Here is a 24250-nt window from a genome sequence, read left to right as displayed (position 1 = left end):
CCTTGCTCTTACGAGCAAAGCCTCTTCATTTTAGAGCTAAAATTGCTATTTCAATACCAAAATATTGATCTTATCTCAATCTTAGTCTTCACGTCTTTTTGGTTTTGCAATTAAACCAAGACCTACTAGACCAAGTGCTGCACCTAGAGCCACTAATCCAACTTTAGATTGCTCACCAGTATTTGGCAACTCACGACCTTTAGGTTTTTCCGGAGTTGGTGGTGCTACCGGCGTTGGCGGCGTTGGTGGTGTTGGCGGTGTTGGCGGTGTTGGCGGCGTTGGCGGTGTTGGCGGTGTTGGCGGCGTTGGCGGCGTTGGCGGCGTTGGCGGTGTTGGTGGTGTTGGTGGTGTTGGTGGTGTTGGTGGTGTTGGTGGTGTTGGTGGTGTTGGTGGTGTTGGTGGTGTTGGTGGTGTTGGTGGTGTTGGTGGTGTTGGTGGTGTTGGTGGTGTTGGTGGTGTTGGTGGTGTTGGTGGTGTTGGTGGTGTTGGTGGTGTTGGTGGTGTTGGTGGTGTTGGTGGTGTTGGTGGTGTTACCTTGTTGTTAAACTCAGTATCTTCAGGCATTTGTGAAGTAAGGGTCAACACTTTACCATCCTTAGTTACAGTAACTCCAACAGTCACTACCATATTGTCATACTCAACTCCAGCCTCTGTACCTTTCACTTCTTCTACATGATAGATATGAGTGCCTTCTTGACCACGTTTGAACTCAAGAGCTGAGAACTTAATCTTACCTTCTGCATCGTTGCTTACAGTTTCAATTACGTTGCCATCTTTGTCTTTCAATACGAAGCTGAATTCTCCAGCTTTCAACGCACGACCTTCCAATTTCTTTGTGAAGTTGAATTCAACTTTTACTGGGATATTAACAACACGTTTTTCAGTTGGTTTTTCTGGTTTTTCAACTGATTTCTTAGTTGGATCATATTGGTGAACAATTTGAGAAGCTGTATTTTCAATATCTACACCTTCCTTAGCAGTTTCCTTGATACGTGCAAGAATATCAAACTTGTAGTAACGTCCAAATGCTAATTTAGCAGTGTCGATTACTTGAGTATTTTCTGCATCTCCAAGAGACATAGTCAAGTCAGCCTTAGATGTAGCAGTAATGACACCATCCACAATTGAAATATCAAACTTAGCTGTTACATCTTCACCAGTTACTGAATCGTAAGCTTTAATATTAGCTACATTAACATCCAAGTTTTCACTGTCATATTTATCTGTAATTCCAACAGATTGAATATTGTGAGCTTCTGTAAATTTAGTTGTATCAAGCCATACTTGGTAAACAACCTTATCACCTTTATGGAGTGTTTGAGTATTGATATTTTGCGCTTCATTATTATCAACTTTGTCCGCATATGGATCTTTGTTGGTATCAGCTACTTTATCAGTTAACTCTTTATCATCATCCAGAAGTTTAGTTCCAGTAATGTCAAATTTCTCTTCTTTAAGAATATATTTTTCTGGGTTAAACTCAGGAGTTTCTGGAGGAGTCACAGTGTTATTGAACTCTTTATCTGGAGCATCAGTTAGTGTCTTCACAAGTGCTTTAGCTGTACCATCGTATTTAACTTCTACTGTGATTTCAGCCTTCATAGAGTCGTAAGTGACTGTCGCATCAGATCCTTTAACTTCTTCTACAGTGTACTTATGAGTTCCAACTTGGGCTTTAGTGAATTCAAGTTTAGCGAATTTCACCTTGCCATCTTTATCGTTCTGAACCGTTTCGATTTCAGTACCTTTAGAGTCTTTCAATACGAAGCTGAACTCACCAGCTTTCAATTCACGGCCTTCCAATTTCTTAGTGAAGTTGAATTCGACTTCAATTGGAACTGAGTTGACACGTTTTTCAGTTGGTTTTTCTGGTTTTTCAACTTTCTTCGTAGATGGGTTGTAGTAGTTTACAATTTGCGCTGCTGTATTTTCGATGTCTACTCCACCTTTAACGTCTGTTTTAACAGTGGCTGGGATATCGAATTTATAGTAGCGACCAAACTCGAATTTAGTTGTGTCGATGATTTGTGTATTGTCTGCGTCTCCAAGTGACTTCGTGAAACCAGCTTTAAGCGTTGCGGTCATAACACCAGCTTCAACTGTGATGTCGAACTTGTCAGTCACATCCGAACCAGTTACTGAATCGTAAGCCTTGATAGCTGAAGAGTCTACATTAACCTTCGTTTCATCGAAGTCATCAGAAATACTTACTGATTGGATGTTATCCTTGTTGTTAGCGTCGAATTTAGTTGTATCAAGCCATACTTGGTAAACCAATTTCGCACCAGGTTTCACAGTCTTAGTATTCAAGTTTTCTGCTTCGTTGTTGTCAGTCTTATCTGCGTATGGATCTTTATTGGTATCTCCGTACTTGTCTGCCAACTCAGAATCATCATCGAGAAGCTTGTTGTCAGTAATTGAGTATTTCTCTTCAGTTACAACGTATTTCTCTGGTTGGAACTTAGGTTCAGTTGGTGGTGTTACCACGTTGTTAAACTCTTTATCAGCGATATCGCCAAGTTTAGCTACTAAAGCTTTAGCTGTTCCGTCATGTTTAACTGTGATGGTTACAGTTGCTTTCATTGTGTCGTATGTCACAGTAGCATCTGTACCTGCAACCTCTTCAACAGTGTAGTTGTGTACGCCTTCTTGACCCTTCTTGAATGTAAGAGCTGAGAATTTCACATTACCATCTTTGTCGTTGGTTACAGTTTCAACTTCTTTACCATTTGAATCTTTCAATACAAAGCTGAATTCGTTCTCTTTCAATTCACGTCCTTCTAGACGTTTAGTGAAGTTGAATTCAATAGAGATTGGTACTGAGTTTACACGTTTTTCAGTTGGTTTGCTTGGTTTTTCAACTTTCTTCGTAGATGGGTTGTAGTAGTTCACTACTTGAGCCGCAGTATTTTCGATGTCTACTCCACCTGCAACGTCTGCTTTAACAGTTGCTGGGATATCAAATTTGTAGTAACGTTCAAATGCAAATTTTGTTGTGTCAATGATTTGAGTTTTTTCTGCATCACCCAATGACTTCGTGAAGCCAGATTTAAGAGTTGCAGTCATCACACCATTTTCAACCTTGATGTCGAATTTGTTTGTTACATCGTCACCAGTTACTGAATCGTAAGCTTTAATTTTAGAAGCAACGACATCAACCTTCGTTTCATCGAAGTCATCAGTGATTCCTACTGATTGAACGTTTTCTTTGTTAGTTGCTGAGAATTTAGTTGTATCCAACCATACTTGATAGTAGATCTTATCTCCGCGGTTAACAGTCTTGGTATTGATGTTTGCTGCTTCGTTGTTTGAAGTTCCATCAACATATGGATCAGTATTTGTTTCACCATATTTATCAGTCAACTCAGAATCATCATCAAGAAGTTTGTTATCAGTGATTGAGTATTTTGCTTCATTCAATACATACTTCTCTGGTTGGAACTTAGGTTCTGTTGGAGGAGTTACTGTATTGTTGAACTCTTTGTCAGTTGGTTCAGTTACGTTAGCAATCAATGCTTTTGCTGTTCCATCGTGTGATACTGTTACAGTTACTTCTGCCTTCATAGTATCGTAAGTGACAGTTGCGTCTGTACCTTTCACCTCTGTTACAGAGTAAGTATAAGTACCTTCTTGACCCTTCTTGTATTTAAGGGCAGTGACTTTTTCACCAGCTTTATTTGTGTACTCTACTGGAGAGAATTTAATCTTACCATCTGCATCGTTGGTTGCAGTCGCAATCACAACATCGTCGCTGTCTTTCAACTCAAATGTAAATTCGCCAGTTTTAAGCTCACGACCTTCCAAACGTTTTGTGAAGTTGAATTCTGCAGTAATTGGTACACTATTCACACGTTTTTGAGTTGGTTTTTCAGGTGTTTCTACAGATTTACTTACTGGGTTGTAAACATGAACGATTTGGTTGGCTTTATTTTCAATATCAGCTCCTGCCTTAACTGTGTCTTTAACAGTGGCTGGGATATCGAATTTATAGTAGCGACCAAACTCGAATTTAGTTGTGTCGATAACTTGAGTATTATCCGCATCACCTAAAGACTTGTTCATAGAAGACTTGGAAGTTGCTGTGATTACAGCATTTTCAACCTTAATGTCAAACTTATCAGTTACATCTTGGCCAGTTACACTGTCATAAGCTTTGATGTCAGCAGCGTTAACTGTTACTTTTTCAGCATCATATGTATCAGAAATACCAACAGATTGGATATTGTTCTTATCTGAGAAGTTTCTAGTATCTAACCATACTTGGTAAACTAATTTATCGCCACGTTCAACTGTCTTAGTATTGATGTTTTCTGCTTCGTTATTAGTAGTTTTATCAGCGTACGGATCAGCATTGGTTTCTGTATACTCATTAGTCAATTCGTTGTCATCATCGACTAATTTAGTACCAGTGATGTCATACTTTTCTTTGTTAAGTACAAATTTTTCTGGTTGGAATACAGGCGTTTCTGGAGGAGTAATCTTGTTGTTGAATACTTTATCTTCACTACCATCAGTTGATGCTCCATTATCGTCCACACCGCCAGCAGAAACTACGTTAGTTACTGTTGTTAATGTGTGACCTTTTTTAGAAACTTCTACAGTAATCGTAGCCTTCATAGAATCGTAAACCATTCCAGCTTCTTTAGCTGCAGGTACAACTTCTTCTACAGTATAGGTATGTGTGCCAACTTTAGAGTTGTCAAACGCTATTTCTGTGAATGTTACAGTTCCATCCTTTTTGTTGGCTACAGTCTCAACTTCTTGACCATCAGAATTTTTAAGAACGAAGTTGAATTCTCCATCTTTAAGATCGCGTCCAGCCAATTTTTTCGTGAAGTCAAATTTAACTTTTACTGGTGCTACAACATAGTTGTTGAAGATTTTATCATCATCACTTGATTTGAATCCACCTTCAGCACTGTATTTAACTGTAGCTCCTAGGTCACCTTTAGAATTCTCAGTTACAGTAACGGTCATGGTAACAGTCATTGCGTCGTAATCAACGTCTGTATCAGAACCCTTTTGTTCAGTGATCTTGTATTTATAAGTACCAGCTTTGTTAAAGGTAAGTTTGCTGAATGTAGCTTTTCCATCCTTGTTGGTAACAGTCTCTTCGTGCTTATCAGGAGTACTTTTCTCTTCTGTTAATTTGAAAGTAAACTCGCCGTCTGTCAAGACACGTCCGTCCAATTGTTTTTCAACTTCAGGAATTACTTCAGCTGGTTCTTGTTTCACGTAATAGTAAATAGGTTGTTTGTACGGTGTCAATGAGTTGAGCAAGTCAACGTTTGTACCGATACCATTTACTCCACGAACCAATTGTTCATTAGGAGAAAGGTGACCAATGTTATCTCCCAAGAATGGAACAAAGACAGTCTTATACGGTGTATATCCTGCAGCTTTTTGGAAGTCAAATGGAATTTCCTTACCATTTGCATAGTTTACACCTTTACTATCTGTGAAAGGAATGGTGTTAAGAGGTGATTTCTTAACATTCAATTCTTGTTTGTTATAATCACCAGGTTTAATCGGTTTCGTTTCTGCTAGCAACATGTAGCCATCAGTGCTCAAGCTACCGTCAGAACGTTTGCTTTGTTGTTTTGGATCTAGAAGATAAACACGAACGACTACTGATCCGTCTTCGTCTACAATTTCTTTAATCCGTTTAATTCCTGCACGCTCAGCGTCCATGAATTTGGTACCAACAGTATAAGGGCGGCTTACATAACCAGATGTTGAATCTGGATCTGCCGTTTGATACAATTTGTAGCCGTCAAATTGACGCTCACCAGATGCTGTGAAGTTTTGTCCTTCCATGGCTTTAGTGGTATATCTAGCCAAATCTTCTTCATTGCCATTTGGAACGTAGTCTTGAACAGTTTTATCTGTTTTATTGGCGTTAAATGTCGCATTGTTTTTGTCAACTACTCGATAGTAAGTTGTTTTATTAACAAAACGTGGGATCTTACTATTAGTATCCGTAATTGTACGACCATTATAAGCTGGTTCTACAACGTTAATAATGTCTGTTGATGTACGAGCAGCATATACAGCATCGTATAATTTTTGCTCATCTGGAGTAAGGTTGTGACCAGAAGCGACTAAAGCTTGGATACTTGCGCCAACTTCATAACCGTATTGCAGGAATGGTTGAGCTGGTTCAGCTTTACTAGCAGGTGTCCCTTTATCATAATCTACTTGATAAGTTAACTCTCCCCTCGATGCAGTCGCAGTAGTTGTAAATTTTTGAATACCACTTGATGCAGTAATCGTTCTAGTTTCTACTACATTACCAGTCGTTTTATCAATCAATTCAACAACTGTATCTGTAGAATCATCAAATCTCTTATAAGCACGAGAGTAATATTTTGTGTTGTAACGTTCGTTGAAGCGAGTAAGGTCTACGATACTATATGTATAGTAATCACCTTCTTTTCTTGCATATCCAGCTGGTACAGTTTGAGACCCAACCGTAGCTCCATTTGGATTTTGTATAGTTGGATCAACTGTTTCACCATCTTTTAGATATGTACTAACACTTACTGGTTTAGTGTTGTGATCTCCAGTAACTGCATCTTCCGTTGTAGCACGACGATTACGTACTCTTGGTTTGTTTGATTCGTCTGTAGCTGGTTTTACTTCAGTTGCTGCTGGTTTTGCTTCTTCTGCTTTTTCAACCGGCTTAGCAGTTTCCTTATTAGCAACCTCAGTCTCAGTTGAAGCAGGTTTTACTTCTTCTGCTTTTTCTGAAGACACTGGTTCAGATTTAGCTTCTTCTGTTTTAACTTCAGAAGCTGCTTTTACTTCTTCAAGCTTATTTGTCTCAACAAGCTCAGTTGTTGCAACATTTTCTACAATATTCTGTTCCTTTTTAGAGGAATCCTCGCTACTTTCCTTTTTCACCAACTCTGTTTTTTCTTCAGAACTTGGTTGTGTAGGAAGTTCAGAAGCTTTTACCGCACCTCCATTTGCTAACATAAAACTAAGAGTTGTTCCCAAAAATACGGATGCAACACCTACCTTATATTTCCTCAAAGAAAAACGTTGTTGTTCCTTTCTTATCATTTTGATAAGTTCTCCTTTTAAATTATTTTACTATCAGCAGAAGAATTATACTATATTTGAATCTAGAATACAATATTTTTCTCTAACTTTAGCCCTTATATCATACCATAAGTCTGACCTAACTTCAAATAATTATGTGCTCCTGAAATCGTTTACTTTATTATATTTTAGGCCATTTTAACACCCTGTGATTTGTTATATATAATTATATGTAAATGTGCACTATCCTATATTATGTCTATCTTTTAAAATTAATTAATTTAAAATTATACTATTTTTATATATTTAATTAGGTCCAGGTTTTGCATTTAATTATTTGTGAAAAATGATAGCAACGCTTTCATAATAAAAAAAGATTCTCAAATGAGAATCTTTTTTTATTAAATCGCTTCTGTAACAAAACTTCTGCTTTCTAGTACTTTTAACATTGCATCTGCTGTATCCAAAGCTGTAAAGAGAGGAACTCCATGTTCAATTGCTGAACGTCTGATTTGCTCACCATCTTCATCAGCTGTCCGTTTGGTACCAACTGTATTGATGATTGCTTGAATTTTTCCTTTGCGGACGTAGCTTGGAATATCGTGTTCATCATCACCAATCTTTCCAACGACTTGTGCCTGCAATCCATGACTTGCAAAGAACTCTGCAGTTCCTTCAGTAGCAAGGATTCCGTAGCCAATATTTTGGAAACGACGAGCCAAATCTAGTGCTTCTTCTTTTGCATCATCTGCGATAGTGAAGACAACATTACCGAAGGTTGGTAAGTGAAGATAAGAAGCTTCAAAGGCCTTGTAGAGAGCTTTTTCAAGAGTGGTATCAGAACCCATGACTTCCCCTGTTGACTTCATTTCAGGTCCGAGCAAGCTATCTACTTTCGCGAGCTTAGTAAAGGAGAAGACTGGCGCCTTGATATGAACACGACTGCTTTCTGGGTAAAGTCCATCTTGGTAACCAAGCTCTTCAAGACTTTGACCAAGAATCAACTTAGTCGCTACCTGTGCCATAGGGATGTTGGTTACTTTTGAAAGGAATGGAACAGTACGGCTGGCACGAGGGTTTACTTCGATAACGTAGACTTTCTCATCCTTGATAACAAACTGAATGTTCATCATACCAAGACAGTTGAGGCCGATTGCTAGGCGTTTGGTGTAGTCTGCAATCGTTTCTTGCACTTTTTGCGACAAGGTTTGAGGAGGATAAACCGCCATGGAGTCACCTGAATGGACACCAGCGCGTTCGATATGCTCCATGATACCAGGAATGAGGACATTTTGTCCGTCTGAAATAGCATCAACTTCGCACTCTTGCCCAACGATATAAGAGTCGACAAGAACTGGGTGGTCTGGACTAGCCTTAACAGCAGTTCGCATGTAAGATCGAAGATCATCTTCATTCTCAACGATTTCCATAGCACGTCCACCCAAGACATATGAAGGGCGAACGAGAACTGGGAAACCAATTTTACGTGCAGCAAGTACTGCTTCTTCTTCATTGGTTGCTGTTTGTCCAGGAGGTTGTGGAATATCCAATTCTTTGAGGGCTTGTTCGAAGAGGTCACGGTCTTCCGCACGATCCAAGTCCGCAACTTGAGTACCAAGGATAGTCACACCAGCTTTTGCTAATGGCTCAGCTAGGTTGATAGCTGTTTGACCACCGAACTGAACAATAACACCTTTTGGTTGCTCTAAGTCGATAACATTCATAACATCTTCGAACGTTAATGGTTCAAAGTAGAGTTTATCAGATACAGAGAAGTCTGTTGACACTGTCTCTGGGTTTGAGTTCATAATGATGGCTTCGTAGCCAGCAGCTTGGATTGCCTTAACAGAGTGAACAGTTGCGTAGTCAAACTCTACCCCTTGACCGATACGGATTGGACCAGAACCTAGGACAAGTACAGATTCCTTATCAGACTTGATTGATTCATTTTCCCAACCATACGTTGAGTAGAAGTACGGAGTTTCTGATTCAAATTCTGCGGCACAAGTATCTACCATCTTGTAAACCGGGACAATCTTGTTTTCTAAACGAAGTTGGCGAACTTGATCAGATGTAGTGTTCCAGAGTTCAGCGATTTTACAATCTGAGAAACCATTGAGTTTTGCTGTTTTTAGAGCTACTAGATCTTGTGGATGAGAACCTAATTCTTGCTCAATCTCAAAGATGTGTAATAGTTTATCCAGATAGAAGATATCAATCTTAGTCAAGTCAGCAATCTCTTCTGGTGTATAACCACGGCGAATAGCTTCTGATACGTAGAAGAGACGGTCATCTTGTGCCTTAACAACTTTTTCAATCAAGGCATCATCAGAAACATCTGAAAGCTCAGGCATTTCATTATGATGGACACCAATTTCTAGAGAGCGACAAGCTTTAAGGAGAGATTCCTCGATATTCCGGCCGATGGCCATAACTTCTCCAGTTGCCTTCATCTGGGTACCAAGACGACGTTCCCCTTTTTCAAACTTGTCAAATGGGAAACGTGGAATCTTAGCTACCACATAGTCAAGGGCTGGTTCAAACATAGCATAGGTTGAACCTGTAACTGGGTTAATAACTTCATCCAAGGTCAACCCTACCGCAATCTTCGCAGCCAATTTGGCGATTGGGTAACCAGTTGCCTTAGAAGCAAGGGCTGAAGAACGAGATACACGAGGATTTACTTCGATGACATAGTACTTAAAACTGTGTGGATCAAGCGCAAGCTGAACGTTACATCCGCCTTCAATCTTGAGAGCGCGGATAATGCTCAAACTAGCATCACGAAGCATTTGGTTTTCATAGTCGGACATGGTTTGCGCAGGGGCAAATACGATGGAGTCCCCTGTGTGAATCCCGACAGGGTCAAAGTTTTCCATGTTACAAACAACAAGGGCATTATCAGCTGAGTCACGCATGACCTCATACTCAATTTCCTTGAAGCCAGCAATGGAACGTTCAATCAAACACTGGGTAACAGGTGACAACTTCAAACCATTTTCAGCAATTTCACGCAATTCTTCCTCATTAGCACACATACCACCACCAGTACCACCTAGAGTAAAGGCTGGACGGACGATAACTGGGTAGCCAATAGTTGCTGCAAAGGAAACTGCTCCCTCAACTGTGTTGACAATTTCTGATTCTGGAATTGGTTGCTTGAGTTCTTCCATCAATTGTTTAAAGAGATCTCGGTCCTCCGCTTGGTCGATGGCAGACAGTTTAGTCCCGAGAAGTTCTACTCCAAGCTCATCCAAGATACCATTTTTTGACAATTCCATGGCCATATTAAGCCCCGTTTGACCTCCAAGTGTTGGAAGCAAGGCATCTGGACGTTCCTTACGGAGAATACGAGTCACAAACTCAAGTGTAATCGGTTCGATGTAGACCTTGTCTGCAATCTCTTTATCCGTCATGATGGTTGCAGGATTTGAGTTAACCAAGACAACCTCATACCCCTCTTCTTTCAAAGACAAGCAGGCCTGGGTTCCAGCATAGTCAAACTCAGCAGCCTGACCAATAATAATCGGACCAGAACCAATCACCATAATTTTTTGAATATCAGTACGTTTAGGCATTTATAAGATATTAAGGGCGTCAAGCGGACAAAGCTAAAATAGGAGTTATGACGAAGAACTGCTAGTTCTAGAAATAACTATCTTTTTAGCACCGTCCGTAGCCCGTATTCAGTTCAGCAAATACGGACCACCCTTCTCCTTTCTATTCGTCGCCTCACAGAGCGACATTAAATAAATTCTCCGACGATTTCTCACTCGTCATTAATTTGTTTGTTTGAATGCTTCCATCATTTCAATGAATTCATCAAATAGATAACTTGCATCGTGCGGACCTGGTGCAGCATCTGGGTGGAATTGCACAGAGAAACCTGGTAGATATCTGTGACGTACCCCTTCAACTGACTTGTCATTGATTTCTTCGTGGGTGATGATTAAGTGCTCTGGTAAATCCTCACGGCTAACTGCGTAACCATGATTTTGACTAGTGAAATCCACGCGCCCAGTTGCAATTTCACGAACAGCATGGTTAAAGCCACGGTGACCAAACTTCATTTTATAGGTCTTAGCACCATTTGCCATCGCAAAGAGCTGGTGACCCATACAGATACCAAAGATTGGAATTTTCCCGAGAATACCACGGATCATCTCAAGAGCTTCTGGTACATCTTCTGGATTCCCCGGACCATTTGACAACATAACTCCGTCAGGGTTTAAATGCAAGATTTCCTCAGCCGTAGTTGTGTATGGAACTACAGTTACGTTACAATCACGTTTAGATAGCTCTCGTAAAATAGAGTGTTTAAGGCCGAAATCTACTAAAACAACGCTCAAGCCAACTCCTGGAGCCGGATAAGCCGTCTTTGTAGAAACTTGTCTGATATTATCAGTCGGTAAGACAGTTGCTTGAAGTTGATCTGCAATGTGATCAATACTATCGCCAGCATGTGTTAGAGTCGCTCTCATGGTACCATGTTTACGAATAATCTTTGTAAGAGCTCGAGTGTCAATGCCTGAAATTCCAGGAATTTTCTTAGCCTTCAAGAATTCGTCCAGCGTCATTTGGTTACGCCAGTTGCTGGCTCTACGAGCCTCTTCGAAAACCACAACTCCCTTACAAGTAGGACTGATAGACTCGTAGTCGTCACGGTTAACTCCATAATTCCCTACTAGTGGATATGTGAAGGTCAAGATTTGTCCATTATAAGATTGGTCTGTAATGGATTCTTGATATCCTGTCATTCCAGTGTTAAAGACTATTTCCCCTGTTACATCAATATCTGCACCGAAGGCCTTACCTTCAAAAACTGTGCCATCTTCTAAAACTAGAAGTCGTTTTGTCATATTTTCACCTCTCGTGGACGCTCACTGGCGTCTTTTAACGTCTTGTGTATTATTTGGCTTTTCTACTTGCCAATACGGATTCTAAGATTGCCATTCGAACAAATACTCCATTGGTCATTTGTTGGACAATGCGTGATTTTGGTGCTTCAACAAGATGATCGGCAATTTCCACATCCCGATTAACAGGAGCCGGATGCATAATGATTGCTTCTTCTTTTAAACGATTATAGCGTTCTTGGTTCAAGCCATGTTGAGCGTGATACTCTTCTTTTGAGAAGACTGCTCCACTTTCGTGGCGTTCATGTTGAACTCGAAGCAACATCAGAACATCCACCTGGTCAACAATCTCGTCAATAGTTACGAACTGACCATAATCTGCAAACTCTTGACTTCTCCATTCCTCAGGTCCTGCAAAGTAAAGTTCAGCACCTAAACGTTTCAAAATCTGCATATTGGACTTGGCAACACGTGAATGGTCCAAGTCACCAGCAATGGCAACCTTGAGCCCTTCAAAACGGCCAAATTCCTCGTAAATTGTCATCAAATCAAGCAGACTCTGACTAGGATGTTGCCCTGAGCCATCACCACCATTGATAATCGATGTCGTAATGGTTGGGCTCGCAATCAATTCCCTGTAGTAATCAACCTCTGGGTGCCGAATAACACAGATATCTACACCAAGTGCAGACAAGGTCAGGATTGTATCATAGAGTGTCTCACCCTTGTTTACCGAGCTTGTATTCACATCAAAGTCAAGTCGTTCCAATCCCAGTTTAATCTCTGCAACTTCGAAGGATTTATGCGTTCTTGTCGAATTTTCAAAGAAAAGGTTGGAAACAATGGGATGGTCTTCGTAGGGCAACTGGGCTCCATTTTTAAACTCAATCCCTCGTTTAATCAATTTTATAACCTGATCTACAGTGAGATCTTCCATGGACACCACATGTTTTATTGCTTGTTGATTTTCTGACATGGCTACTCCTTTAGCTTTTAAGCTTCTTCAGTAATCAAAACTCTATCTTGGCCATCAAGTTCTGTCATCTCAACGATGATTTCTTCAGAACGACTAGTTGGAATATTTTTCCCAACGTAATCTGGACGAATTGGCAATTCTCTATGTCCACGGTCCACTAGTACTGCAAGACTCACACGGGCAGGGCGACCATGTCCGACAATGTTATCGATAGCGGCACGAATTGTACGACCTGTGTAAAGAACATCATCCACCAAGATAACTTCGCGGTCTGTCACATCAACAGAAATTAAGGAAGTATCTTCACCACTTTTGACATCGTCACGGTAAGGTTTGGTATCTAATTCTACAACGGGAACAGAGATATTTTCCAATTGTTCCAAGCGTTCTTGGATGCGGTGGGCGATAAAGACACCGCGTGTTTTAATTCCCGCTAAAATGATTTTGTTCAAATCTTTGTTGCGTTCGATAATCTCATAAGTGATACGCGTAATTGCTCGCTTGACGGTTAATTCGTCTACAACTTCTTTTGTCTTCATGACAAACCTCCAAAAAGAAAAGTCTCCTTAGACAAGGAGACTTGAGAATGTATCATTAAGCGAGCCATACTGGAAACAGCATAGACTTACCCTTCTACTTTATCGAGCTCCTTGCCTGCCTCACGGGACAGGTTTAAAGGAATATTTTATTGTTCTTACTATAACACAAAGCCCAGTTCAAAGCAAGTAAAAACATTCAATGTTTGACCTTATAATGAACTAAAATCATACAATTGTGGATAGTGTTCGCATTCTGGATTTTTCGGATGACAGATAGCACGACCAAAGTAAATCATGGCTTGATGCGCCGCCAACCACTTTTCTGGTGGCAAGACATCCATGACACGTTTTTCAACTTCAAGTGGAGTTGCCGATTTTTTAACAATATCATGGTGTTTGCAAATGCGCTCCACATGAGTATCTACCGCAAAAGCTGGAATTCCAAAGCCCACACTCATGACTACATTAGCTGTTTTACGCCCAACTCCCGCCAAACTTTCTAATTCTTCTCTAGTCTGAGGAACTTGACCATCAAAATCTTCTAATAACTGTTGCGCACATTTTTTAAGAAATTTTGCTTTATTTCGATACAGACCTAAACGAGAAATATGTTTTGCAATGTCCTTCTCACTAGCGTCTGCCATGGCTTGTGGTGTAGGGAAGGCTTCAAAAAGAGCTGGAGTCGCCTTGTTTACTGCCGCATCTGTCGTCTGAGCAGACAACATAACTGCAACTAAGAGTTCAAAATGATTGCGAAAATCTAGACTAGGTTTTGCATCTGGAAAAAGAGCTATGATTTCCTCAATGACATGACGGGCACGTTTCTTGGATAAAACCATCTATTCGTCTCCATCAAACAGCCCTTGTAAACCTGCAAAAGGACTACTTGCTTCTTTTTTGACTGCTTGTTGAGCTTGATATTCTTCCTCAGTCATGATTTGCCAGTCATTTCCAGAAACAAATCCCTGACCTGCTTCTTCTTCTGCCGTTAAGACCTTGATTGGAATGTTTAGCAAGATATTATCCGAAACACTTTCAGCCAGGTCGATTTCACCATTTTCGATAGATAAAACCAAGTCATCATCAAGAACTTCTTGATCCAGTTGATTGGTAGCACCTTCCATAAAGACTTCTGTCACTGGATAAGACTCTGCTAACTCAACAGGTTCCATACTACGACTAGAAGCAAGTACGATGGTATAAGACAGTTGATAATCTAGGAAAAACATACGGTCTTCATACTGAACCTTCCCAACTGCGACAATATCTTTTACGTCTAAAATTTCTTGGTTACGCTCACGTAAGTCAGCTGACATGTCTAGAGTTTGCTCAAAATACAAACCTTCAGGCTGCTTACGAACTTCTTGAATATTTAATTTCATACTTCCTCCATAAAAATTTACTTCCTTGATTATACTATGTAGTATAGATATATTGTACCATAGAACGCGTAAGCTTTATAGGGTTACGACCTCAAAAAGTAATTACATTGCCCTAGGTTCTCAATAATATAACTGTAACAATGTATCAAAGTCATCTCTATCCACTTTCTGACTGTTTTGTTTTATTTGTTTAATAATTTCATTCCTTGTTTTGATATCAAAAGGTAACTCTTGAAATACTTCCTCTTTAACTAAGAATTCCCCGTTTTCTCCTTGAAATTGTCTAGTGATTTTTCTAATATCTGTTTCAAGTTCAATAGATTGAATGATTTCATAATCGACATTATCTTCAATTGCGTCTAGCAACAAACTAATTGATATCTTAATCATCTTTACTCACTTTCGTAAACTTAATCGTAAACATCCTATCATTATATACTACTATCTAGAAGGCTAACAAAAATTTCTCCATTAAAAGGCGCTAATAATTAGTTGAATCATAAGAAATAACAATATTTTTTTTAACTCATTATCCTCTGTCAACGGATAAATGTCAAATATTTTTAAGAATTTTTTACCTCTGCTTCAAAATATTTCTAGACTTTAATTATGCTATCTAGAGAATTATTATTTTTTGATATATTTATTATGACAAATTTATTTTTTGTGCTATACTATAGGCATCAATACATGAGCAAAGGAGGACGCTCATATGGAAGACAAAGCTCTTTTAACAGAAGCCTATCAGCTCGTTTCAAAATTAAACCAAACAATACAAAGCTGTAAACAGGGATTACCTGATGATCTACGCTTACAGCAAAATATAGACGAAATTCTCAGAGCACTTAAAAAAGCTGAGAAAGTAGACAACGCCATCTTAATTGAACTGGAATCTTTTTACCAACGGACTAGTCTTTTGATCGGACTTGGTTCACTGAAATTAAATGACCAAGCCCGCACTGCTTGGAGAAACTATGACAAGTTTCACTACGATCACGTTAAACATACGTTGACACTCTATGGACCTGTTTTTGGGTTTTAAAATAGAGGATTATCTGGCTTAATCTTGACAAATTTTCTCAAAAAGAGTATGATGATTGCAACAATATTCGGAGGTAAGGGAGACATGAACAACTAAGTCTATCAAATAAAGAACCTTTATTTAGTAGATCTTGTTTCTGTCTCTTTTTTGTGTGCTCTTTTTCTGCTGGATTTTCAGCCCTTTTAAAAGAGTTTTTTTGACATAGACGATTGGCTCTACTAGGTAAAGTAGAGCTTTTTGTTATGCAATATGGACATTCTAGAAAGGGCAATAATATGATAAAAATCAATCATCTGACCATCACACAAAACAAAGATTTAAGAGAGCTTGTTTCCGATTTAAACATTACCATCCAAGACGGAGAAAAGATCGCTATTATAGGCGAAGAAGGAAATGGAAAATCAACCTTACTTCGAACTTTAATGGGAGAAAGATTAACTGATTTCTCTATCAGGGGAGAAATCCAATCTGACCTTCAGTCCCTGGCCTATATTCCCCAACATCTTCCTGAAGACCTGAAAAAGAAAACTTTACATGACTACTTCTTTTTAGAGTCTACAGATTTGGACTACAGCATTCTCTATCGCTTGTCTGATGAATTACACTTTGACAGCAGTCGTTTTGCAAGTGATCAAGAAATTGGTAGTCTCTCGGGTGGTGAAGCTTTGAAAATTCAGCTCATCCATGAATTGGCCAAACCCTTTGAGATTTTATTTTTAGATGAACCTTCAAATGACCTGGATATAGAGATGGTTGATTGGCTAAAAAATCAGATTCAAAAAATGAGGCAAACCGTTATTTTCATTTCTCATGATGAAGACTTTCTCTCTCAAACAGCAGACACCATTATCCACTTGCGACTGATCAAGCACCGGAAAGAAGCGGAAACGCTAGTAGAGCATTTAGACTACGATAGCTATAGTAACCAGAGAAAGGCTAATTTTGCCAGACAAAGCCAGCAAGCTGCTAACGACCAGAGAGCCTATGACAAAACCATGGAGAAGCATCGTCGCGTCAAGCAAAATGTAGAAACTGCACTTCGAGCTACCAAAGACAGTACTGCCGGTCGCCTATTAGCTAAAAAGATGAAAAATGTTCTTTCTCAAGAAAAACGTTACGAAAAAGCAGCTCAGTCCATGACCCAAAAGCCACTTGAAGAGGAACAAATCCAACTTTTCTTTTCAGATATAGAGCCATTAGCAGCTTCTAAAGTCTTACTTCGAATGGAAAAGGAGACTTTATCCGTTGACCAGCGAGTTTTGGCTCAGGAGCTACAACTGACTGTCCGCGGCCAAGACAAAATCGGCATCATCGGTTCCAATGGCATTGGCAAATCCACACTTTTAGCAAAGATACATCAACTACTAAGTGATAAAAGAGAAATCTCACTTGGATTTATGCCACAAGATTACCAAGAAACACTGCAATTGGATCTATCCCCAGTAGAATTTCTCAGCCAAACTGGACACAAAGAGGAAATACAGAAAATCCAATCTCACTTAGCCAGTCTTAATTTCAGCTATCCAGAGATGCACCACCAAATCCACTCCTTATCTGGAGGTCAACAGGGGAAACTCCTTCTTTTGAATTTAGTTCTGCGAAAACCAAACTTTCTCCTTCTGGATGAACCCACACGAAATTTTTCTCCAACTTCTCAACCAGAAATCAGAAAACTCTTTGCCAATTATCCTTGTGGCCTCATCACTGTTTCGCATGACAGGCGTTTTTTAAAAGAAGTCTGTAGGAGTATCTATCGTTTGACAAAAAATGGTTTAGAAGTAGTTGATTTACAAGATCTTTAACTTTTTAAAATAAAACATCCAGAGGAAAACCCCTGGATGTTTTTTACATATGTTTCAAACGCTCAATTCGTTCTGAAATAGGTGGATGCGTATAAAATAGTTTTTTCAAGAAACCTGGTTTTTGAGGATCGTTAATATAAAGTGCACTACTAGCATCATCCACATGATGACTCATGGGTTGACTATTTTCTAATTTTTGTAAAGCATTGATCATCCCTTGCGGATTGCGTGTTAATTCCACACTTGAAGCATCCGCTAAAAATTCTCGTTGGCGAGAAATGGCTAACTGTACCAAAGTTGCTGCAAGAGGTGCCAAAACTATGGCTAGGAGAGAAATGACTAACATAATCACTTCAAGTCCTCCACTGTCACGGTCACTATTTCTTCTACTACGTGATGCTCCACCCCACCACATCATACGACCAGCCATACTTGATAACAGTGTAATGGCACTGGCAAGGGCAACCGCAATCGTAGAAATCCGAATATCTAAGTTGCGAATATGACTAACTTCATGCCCGATTACAGATTCTAATTCCTCACGATTCATGATCTCTAGAAGTCCTGATGTCGCTGCTACAGCAGCATTTTGAGGATTCGAACCTGTGGCGAAAGCATTCAAACCCTGGTCATCAATTACATAAACTCGTGGCATAGGAATTTGTGCCACCATTGCCATATCCTCAACAACATGATAGAGAACTGGTTCTTCATTCCTATCAACTTCACGCGCACCATTCATGCTCATGACAATCTCTGTAGATTGAAAAATCATGGTCAAGGCATAGATAAAGCCAAGAATCATGGCTACGGTCACGCCCCAGATACCTGAGTTCATGAAAAGATATCCAACTGCATAACCTACAATAGCTAACAAAAGAAAGAAAACAATTAATAAAACCCAAGTTTTACGTTTATTACTAGCGATTTGTTTGTACAGCATCTTAGTCACCTAAACCACTAAAATCAACTCTAGGAACAGCCTTTTCTTCTTCTGGAGTCTGAAGGAAATCCGCCGCCTTAAAGCCAAAGATAGCCGCAACCAGATTACTTGGAAAAGTTTCTAATTTAACATTGTAGTTGCTAACGACACTGTTATAAAGTTGGCGAGAATATGATATTTTGTTTTCTGTGTTAGTCAGTTCTTCTTGTAAGTGAGCAAAGTTGCCACTAGCCTTCAAGTCAGGATAGTTCTCTGCAACCGCAAAGATACCAGATATCTGACGTGTCAGTGCATCACTGGCCTTCATGGCTTCTGCAGGTGTTGTTGCTGTAGCTACTTGTCTACGGAGTTCAGTCACCTTTTCAAGAGTAGAACTTTCGTATTTAGCGTAACCTTTAACTGTTTCAATTAAATTTGGTAAGAGATCATTTCGACGCTTCAACTGAACATCGATTTGGCTCCAAGCCTCCTTGGTCTGCATACGATTTTTCACCAAACCGTTATAGCTAACAATCACAAAAATAACAATCAGAGCCAAAACTCCAAGAATAATCCAAGTCATAATCTTATTCCTTTCTGCTTTTAGATTAGTACAAGTATATCAAATTTCCATGTTTTTGTGGTAAAATAAGATGATATATAAGAAGGATATAACTATGAAACCAGAAACTTTTTACTCATTACTTGACCAACAGAATATTAATCTTACTGATCAGCAAAAATTTCAATTTGAGCGCTATTTCGAACTCTTAGTTGAATGGAACCAAAAAATCAACCTGACTGCAATTACAGAAAAGGAAGAGGTTTATCTTAAGCACTTTTATGATTCTATCGCTCCTATCCTACAAGGGTTGATAGAAAACCAAGAAATTAAGTTACTGGATATTGGCGCTGGTGCAGGATTCCCAAGTCTTCCTATGAAGATTCTCTACCCGCAGCTAGATGTGACCATCATTGATTCTCTGAACAAGCGCATTAACTTCCTTCAGCTTCTGGCTGAGGAGCTTGATTTAGAAGGGATTCATTTCTACCATGGACGCGCCGAAGACTTTGCCCAAGAAAAGAACTTCCGTGCCCAATTCGACATTGTGACAGCTCGTGCAGTTGCACGCATGCAAGTTCTCTCAGAGTTAACCATTCCCTACCTTAAAGTTGGTGGAAAACTTTTGGCACTTAAAGCCAGTAATGCCCCTGAGGAATTGACAGAAGCCAAAAATGCTCTCAACCTTCTCTTTAGCAAGGTTGAGGACAACCTTAGCTACACACTTCCTAATGGAGACCCTCGCTACATCACCATTGTAGAAAAGAAAAAGGAAACTCCAAACAAATATCCACGTAAGGCTGGTATGCCAAATAAACGCCCGCTTTAGGATATTTTAAATTGATACTCACAAGATTATACCTCGCGTCTTTATTTCCTTGCTCGGGAAAAAATGATTTACAAAATCATGCCTCACTCTCTTGTTTCAAGGCTCGGGAAAAAATGATTTACAAAATCATTTTTTTCTGCTATACTATCACAAGCAAAGGTTTTTAATGTCATCCCGTGAGGTGACGAAGACGCAGATATATATGAAAATTTTTAAATATTGGGATAACCATGTTTTAAAGATGTCTTACTCTGAGAGCCTATTGCTGTAAAATAATGGGCTCTTTTTTGATGCCCAAAAAGTGAGGTATTTATGAAACAAGAATCAACTGTTGATTTGTTACTCGACGTTGACCAACGTCCTTCTTTTGGTAAGGGAATTCTACTCAGCTTCCAGCACGTGTTTGCCATGTTTGGTGCTACCATCTTGGTGCCACTGATTTTGGGAATGCCTGTATCTGTTGCCCTGTTTGCATCAGGTGTCGGAACACTGATTTACATGGTATCTACTGGCTTTAAAGTTCCGGTCTATCTCGGTTCTTCTTTTGCCTTCATCACTGCAATGTCTCTTGCTATGAAGGAAATGGGTGGCGATGTTTCTGCTGCTCAAACAGGGGTTATCTTAACTGGTTTAATCTACGTTCTTGTTTCAACTAGCATCCGCTTTGCTGGTACAAAATGGATTGATAAACTTTTACCACCAATTGTTATCGGACCAATGATTATCGTTATCGGTCTTGGTCTTGCAGGTTCAGCTGTAACAAATGCTGGTCTTGTTGCTGATGGCAACTGGAAAAATGCTCTTGTAGCTGTAGTTACCTTCCTCATCGCTGCCTTTATCAATACAAAAGGAAAAGGATTCCTTCGTATCATTCCTTTCTTGTTTGCCATTATCGGTGGATATATTTTTGCAGTCTTTCTTGGTTTAGTAGACTTCACACCTGTTCTTCAAGCTAACTGGTTCGAAATTCCAGGCTTCTACCTACCATTTAGCACAGGTGGTGCCTTCAAAGAATACAACCTTTACTTCGGCCCAGAGACAATCGCAATCTTACCAATCGCGATCGTAACAATCTCAGAACACATTGGTGACCATACAGTATTGAGCCAAATTTGTGGCCGTCAATTCTTGAAAGAACCAGGTCTTCACCGTACCCTTCTTGGTGACGGTATCGCAACATCTGTATCTGCCTTCCTTGGTGGTCCTGCTAATACAACCTACGGTGAAAATACAGGGGTGATCGGTATGACTCGTATCGCTTCTGTCTCAGTCATCCGTAACGCAGCCTTTATCGCAATTGCCCTTAGCTTCCTTGGTAAATTCACTGCTTTGATTTCTACAATCCCTAGCGCCGTACTTGGTGGTATGTCTATCCTTCTTTATGGGGTTATCGCCAGCAACGGTTTGAAGGTTTTGATCAAGGAACGTGTAGACTTTGGTCAAATGCGTAATCTTATCATCGCAAGTGCAATGCTCGTGCTTGGACTTGGTGGAGCAATCCTTAAACTTGGTCCAGTTACACTTTCAGGTACTGCCCTATCAGCAATGACAGGTATCCTTTTGAACTTGATCTTGCCATACGAAAATAAAGACTAATGTAAAAAAATAAAATCCACTCTCTTGAGTGGATTTTTTATATTCAATACTAACTTTTTGATAAGGTAACATAACATCTACGCTGATTTCTTTCTCTTTTCTAGCATTAAATCCTTTAAAGAAATAATAGTCACAGCCAATAAAATCATTGCCATACCAAGAAAATCTACAGGATAAAAGATATCTCCCATAATCATGAAAGCAAAGAATACCGCAGATATTGGCTCAATAGAGGCCAAGAGACTAGATTTGACTGGTCCAACCATACTTGCTCCCTTAAGAAAGGCCGTGTAGGCAAAAACAGTCCCGATGAGAATAATTCCAGCAAATGCTAAGAAAATATCAAAAGACATAGGTAGACTAGCACCGATAAACCCAGTAAATGGCACTGCTACAAAACCTGAGATGGTCATACCAACACCAATAACCAGAATGCTCCCCCATTTTTGAATGAGTTTAATGGGTGAAATGATATAAAGAGCATAGGTTAAAGCAGAGAACAAGCCCCAAAAGAGACCTGCTGGTGTCATAGAGAGCTGATCCAACTGACCATGAGTCGCAATTAAAAAGGTTCCACCTATTGCTAAAATCATAGAAAGGATTTCGGCTATAGTAGGTGCTACCTTATCCTTTATACATGTGTAAGCCAAGATTCCAACAGGACAGACATACTGAAGCACCGTCGCTGTACCTGCATTTGTCTCCTGAATAGCCGATAAATAAGCCAATTGATTCAGAAAGAGGCCAAATAAAGAAAATAGTAAGAGAGAAAAGAGACTTGATTTATCTTTTAGAAAAGCCAAAAATTGTTCCTTAGACTTTGTATAGGACAAGAGAACTAAGAGCAAACCTGCAACAATTAAACGAATATTGGTTAGGACTAGAGCCGATACCCCATGAGCCATTAGGTACTGACCACTGGTCCCAGACAAGCCCCAAGCAATACCAGCAATTACTGTAAAAAGAGTTCCTTTAAGAGCTTTTGACATACTTCCTCCCTAGTCTGCTTCACGAATTAGGTCCATGACCTGATTACGGTCTATGATCCACTGCGCACGCTCGTCTTTTTCGTAGGTTCTATTGGACAAGAAAATCGCAGCTTCCTGCTTCTTACGATTCCACATGATAAAGGTTCCAGTATAGCCTGTATGGTCTAGCCAATCACCTTCAAGATTCCAGGCCAAGGAGCGTTCCTTATCACTCAAATCTGAAAAATTCTGGCTTAATCCGTCAGCAAAATCATCCTGTAAATAATGCTCAAGGAAGATTTTTAAATCCTTCACAGTTGAAAACAAGCCTGCACTTCCAGCATGTTTACCTAGTAAACGTGCCTTAGGATCATGCACCACTCCTGCTTTCTGTCCCCGAACAGTTGGAACAGCACTGCTAACTGGTCCAAACTGAGTTTCCTTCATCTTCCATGGATCGAAAACTTGCTCTTGTAAAATCTGTTCTAAATCTTTTTCAAAGTAGTTCTCTAGGAGAAAACCGAGCAAGAGAAAGTGCACATCCGAGTAGAGAAAGGCTCTCTTCTCTCGGCGATTCAAATGAAACATAGCTTCTTTCAATTCTTCTGCATTCAACTGGTCTCTATTGATAATAAACGGGTCCAAGTCCGTAGAATGTGTGAGGAGTTGACGAATGGTGATATCTGGATAATCCGCCTCTGGAAGATAGGTCTTTATGGATTGATCGAGCTCAATCTTGCCTTGCTTCCACAAAAAAGTTAAGACAGTCCCAACTCCGACGACCTTGCTCACACTTGCCAAATCATAGACTAAACCTTGACAAGTCTGCTCTCCAATTTCTGGATTTGCTTCTCCGAGGTAGCAATCAAACCATTCACCATCCCGATAATACGCAAAAGAGGCACCAGGATAAATCCCTGCCTCAATTTGTTGCTCTATTTTTTGAATGATTTCTTGTTTCATACTTCTTCAAACCACAATTCGATATTGTTGGCATCCTTGGTTAGGAAAAACTTCTCAGACTTAGGAACAAAGTAACCTGCAGTTTCAAAACGTTGACGCAGACTAGCCAATTCAAGTTCTTTTACTTGGAATTTCAACATAGACAAATCCCAAGTTACATTATTTTCAACAAGCAAATCACTACCTTGAGCTTGTTTAAAAGTTATGCTAGTTTCGATTTCCTCTTTTTCAAGCAGGCTTGTCGTTTCAGCAGGCAAGTTAATTTCTGCTGAAATATCAAATGCTGTTAAATATTGCAGTTTCTCATCTTTTGTGAAAGTAACAGTTTCATCAAACTTTCTCAAATCTTTGATGTCATCTTCCGCATGGATTAGGACAAGATCCCCTTCTGGTGAAAGGATTTCAAAAGCATATCCCTTATTTCCTTTATAGAGTTGAGGAAGTTTTTCCATTCTAGCTAGCAGTGCTTCAACCTCGGATGGATTCGCTACTTTTACAATCAATCTAGCTAATTTTTTGATCCCTTCAACCTTACGGCTTCTCATACTTGGCGATTCTTCTAAAACCAATTTTTCAATGCCTGACTGGTCTCCTAGCGATAAGAAAGCCGACTCTTCAAGCAAGGGTTTCATACCCAAGGTTTGGATATAAAACAATTCATTTAATCTTCTATTATTTATCTTTAGCGTCGGGATCATACGCACAATTTGATTTACATTCATAAATTCCTCCAACACTTTTTATTTTAAAGGATTTTATTTCATTTTAC

Annotated in this window: 17 protein-coding genes; 4 read left to right on the top strand and 13 right to left on the bottom strand. The window is 39.6% G+C overall.

What is annotated here, in order from left to right:
• Positions 1–81 precede the first annotated feature (81 nt).
• From SPAR10_RS07415 to SPAR10_RS07380, 8 genes are all read right to left on the bottom strand, one after another.
• Positions 82–7065 (bottom strand): SspB-related isopeptide-forming adhesin, encoded by a 6984-nt coding sequence (locus SPAR10_RS07415; protein WP_004252517.1) that lies wholly within the window; start codon positions 7063–7065, stop codon positions 82–84.
• 380 nt (positions 7066–7445) lie between these two features.
• Positions 7446–10622: a carbamoyl-phosphate synthase large subunit gene (carB, locus tag SPAR10_RS07410; RefSeq protein WP_004252514.1), complete on the bottom strand. Its 3177-nt coding sequence runs from the start codon at positions 10620–10622 to the stop codon at positions 7446–7448.
• Between the two features lie 201 nt (positions 10623–10823).
• Complete coding sequence (locus SPAR10_RS07405) at positions 10824–11903, bottom strand: carbamoyl phosphate synthase small subunit (RefSeq protein ID WP_004252513.1); 1080 nt, start codon at positions 11901–11903, stop codon at positions 10824–10826.
• A gap of 49 nt (positions 11904–11952) precedes the next feature.
• Positions 11953–12876: an aspartate carbamoyltransferase catalytic subunit gene (locus SPAR10_RS07400; RefSeq protein WP_004252511.1), complete on the bottom strand. Its 924-nt coding sequence runs from the start codon at positions 12874–12876 to the stop codon at positions 11953–11955.
• Between the two features lie 17 nt (positions 12877–12893).
• Positions 12894–13415: a bifunctional pyr operon transcriptional regulator/uracil phosphoribosyltransferase PyrR gene (gene pyrR / locus SPAR10_RS07395; protein ID WP_004252509.1), complete on the bottom strand. Its 522-nt coding sequence runs from the start codon at positions 13413–13415 to the stop codon at positions 12894–12896.
• A 209-nt stretch (positions 13416–13624) separates the two neighbouring features.
• Positions 13625–14254: an endonuclease III gene (nth, locus tag SPAR10_RS07390; protein ID WP_004252508.1), complete on the bottom strand. Its 630-nt coding sequence runs from the start codon at positions 14252–14254 to the stop codon at positions 13625–13627.
• The gene (locus tag SPAR10_RS07385; protein WP_004252506.1) at positions 14255–14797 is read right to left on the bottom strand and encodes a YceD family protein; all 543 of its coding nucleotides are present in this window, start codon (positions 14795–14797) and stop codon (positions 14255–14257) included. It lies immediately after the preceding gene.
• Positions 14798–14917: 120 nt separating this feature from the next.
• Positions 14918–15187, bottom strand: coding sequence for a hypothetical protein (locus tag SPAR10_RS07380; protein WP_004252503.1), 270 nt, complete (start codon positions 15185–15187; stop codon positions 14918–14920).
• 322 nt (positions 15188–15509) lie between these two features.
• Here SPAR10_RS07380 and SPAR10_RS07375 point away from each other — a divergent pair, with 322 nt between their 5' ends.
• Together SPAR10_RS07375 and SPAR10_RS07370 are read left to right on the top strand one after the other, a co-directional pair.
• A complete protein-coding gene (locus tag SPAR10_RS07375) occupies positions 15510–15839 on the top strand; it encodes a hypothetical protein (protein ID WP_004252501.1) in 330 nt (109 codons plus the stop codon).
• A 242-nt stretch (positions 15840–16081) separates the two neighbouring features.
• On the top strand, positions 16082–17641 hold the full coding sequence (locus SPAR10_RS07370) for an ATP-binding cassette domain-containing protein (RefSeq protein ID WP_004252500.1): 1560 nt from the start codon (positions 16082–16084) through the stop codon (positions 17639–17641).
• Between the two features lie 43 nt (positions 17642–17684).
• On the opposite strand, the gene htpX is transcribed toward SPAR10_RS07370, so the two are convergent.
• Positions 17685–18584: a zinc metalloprotease HtpX gene (gene htpX / locus SPAR10_RS07365; RefSeq protein WP_004252497.1), complete on the bottom strand. Its 900-nt coding sequence runs from the start codon at positions 18582–18584 to the stop codon at positions 17685–17687.
• A gap of 1 nt (position 18585) precedes the next feature.
• Positions 18586–19146 (bottom strand): LemA family protein, encoded by a 561-nt coding sequence (locus SPAR10_RS07360; RefSeq protein ID WP_004252496.1) that lies wholly within the window; start codon positions 19144–19146, stop codon positions 18586–18588.
• A 94-nt stretch (positions 19147–19240) separates the two neighbouring features.
• Here SPAR10_RS07360 and rsmG point away from each other — a divergent pair, with 94 nt between their 5' ends.
• Positions 19241–19954, top strand: a complete 714-nt coding sequence (gene rsmG, locus SPAR10_RS07355) for a 16S rRNA (guanine(527)-N(7))-methyltransferase RsmG (protein ID WP_004252494.1) — start codon at positions 19241–19243, stop codon at positions 19952–19954.
• A 312-nt stretch (positions 19955–20266) separates the two neighbouring features.
• Positions 20267–21550, top strand: a complete 1284-nt coding sequence (locus tag SPAR10_RS07350; RefSeq protein WP_004252492.1) for a uracil-xanthine permease family protein — start codon at positions 20267–20269, stop codon at positions 21548–21550.
• Between the two features lie 77 nt (positions 21551–21627).
• Here the strand turns inward: SPAR10_RS07350 and SPAR10_RS07345 are convergent, their stop codons facing one another.
• The 3 genes from SPAR10_RS07345 to SPAR10_RS07335 are packed head-to-tail and all read right to left on the bottom strand — an operon-like array spanning position 21628 to position 24203.
• On the bottom strand, positions 21628–22539 hold the full coding sequence (locus SPAR10_RS07345; protein ID WP_004252490.1) for a DMT family transporter: 912 nt from the start codon (positions 22537–22539) through the stop codon (positions 21628–21630).
• 9 nt (positions 22540–22548) lie between these two features.
• Entirely contained in the window at positions 22549–23481 is a 933-nt protein-coding gene (locus SPAR10_RS07340; protein WP_004252488.1) for a serine hydrolase domain-containing protein, read from the bottom strand.
• On the bottom strand, positions 23478–24203 hold the full coding sequence (locus tag SPAR10_RS07335; protein ID WP_004252486.1) for a CppA N-terminal domain-containing protein: 726 nt from the start codon (positions 24201–24203) through the stop codon (positions 23478–23480). Before SPAR10_RS07335 ends, SPAR10_RS07340 begins: the two co-directional genes overlap by 4 nt.
• Between the last annotated feature and the right edge of the window lie 47 nt (positions 24204–24250).

Origin of the sequence: Streptococcus infantis SPAR10 (assembly GCF_000279535.1) — a bacterium.
GTDB lineage: Bacteria > Bacillota > Bacilli > Lactobacillales > Streptococcaceae > Streptococcus > Streptococcus infantis_I.
Note: the sequence above shows the minus strand (reverse complement) of the source record. Positions and strands in the feature narration are given on the sequence as shown.

What these genes read in the sequence shown, in the direction of transcription:
- SPAR10_RS07415 (WP_004252517.1), bottom strand. Translation starts at nt 7,065, where the DNA reads ATGATAAGAAAGGAACAACAACGTTTTTCTTTGAGGAAATATAAGGTA.
- carB (WP_004252514.1), bottom strand. Translation starts at nt 10,622, where the DNA reads ATGCCTAAACGTACTGATATTCAAAAAATTATGGTGATTGGTTCTGGT.
- SPAR10_RS07405 (WP_004252513.1), bottom strand. Translation starts at nt 11,903, where the DNA reads ATGACAAAACGACTTCTAGTTTTAGAAGATGGCACAGTTTTTGAAGGT.
- SPAR10_RS07400 (WP_004252511.1), bottom strand. Translation starts at nt 12,876, where the DNA reads ATGTCAGAAAATCAACAAGCAATAAAACATGTGGTGTCCATGGAAGAT.
- pyrR (WP_004252509.1), bottom strand. Translation starts at nt 13,415, where the DNA reads ATGAAGACAAAAGAAGTTGTAGACGAATTAACCGTCAAGCGAGCAATT.
- nth (WP_004252508.1), bottom strand. Translation starts at nt 14,254, where the DNA reads ATGGTTTTATCCAAGAAACGTGCCCGTCATGTCATTGAGGAAATCATA.
- SPAR10_RS07385 (WP_004252506.1), bottom strand. Translation starts at nt 14,797, where the DNA reads ATGAAATTAAATATTCAAGAAGTTCGTAAGCAGCCTGAAGGTTTGTAT.
- SPAR10_RS07380 (WP_004252503.1), bottom strand. Translation starts at nt 15,187, where the DNA reads ATGATTAAGATATCAATTAGTTTGTTGCTAGACGCAATTGAAGATAAT.
- SPAR10_RS07375 (WP_004252501.1), top strand. Translation starts at nt 15,510, where the DNA reads ATGGAAGACAAAGCTCTTTTAACAGAAGCCTATCAGCTCGTTTCAAAA.
- SPAR10_RS07370 (WP_004252500.1), top strand. Translation starts at nt 16,082, where the DNA reads ATGCAATATGGACATTCTAGAAAGGGCAATAATATGATAAAAATCAAT.
- htpX (WP_004252497.1), bottom strand. Translation starts at nt 18,584, where the DNA reads ATGCTGTACAAACAAATCGCTAGTAATAAACGTAAAACTTGGGTTTTA.
- SPAR10_RS07360 (WP_004252496.1), bottom strand. Translation starts at nt 19,146, where the DNA reads ATGACTTGGATTATTCTTGGAGTTTTGGCTCTGATTGTTATTTTTGTG.
- rsmG (WP_004252494.1), top strand. Translation starts at nt 19,241, where the DNA reads ATGAAACCAGAAACTTTTTACTCATTACTTGACCAACAGAATATTAAT.
- SPAR10_RS07350 (WP_004252492.1), top strand. Translation starts at nt 20,267, where the DNA reads ATGAAACAAGAATCAACTGTTGATTTGTTACTCGACGTTGACCAACGT.
- SPAR10_RS07345 (WP_004252490.1), bottom strand. Translation starts at nt 22,539, where the DNA reads ATGTCAAAAGCTCTTAAAGGAACTCTTTTTACAGTAATTGCTGGTATT.
- SPAR10_RS07340 (WP_004252488.1), bottom strand. Translation starts at nt 23,481, where the DNA reads ATGAAACAAGAAATCATTCAAAAAATAGAGCAACAAATTGAGGCAGGG.
- SPAR10_RS07335 (WP_004252486.1), bottom strand. Translation starts at nt 24,203, where the DNA reads ATGAATGTAAATCAAATTGTGCGTATGATCCCGACGCTAAAGATAAAT.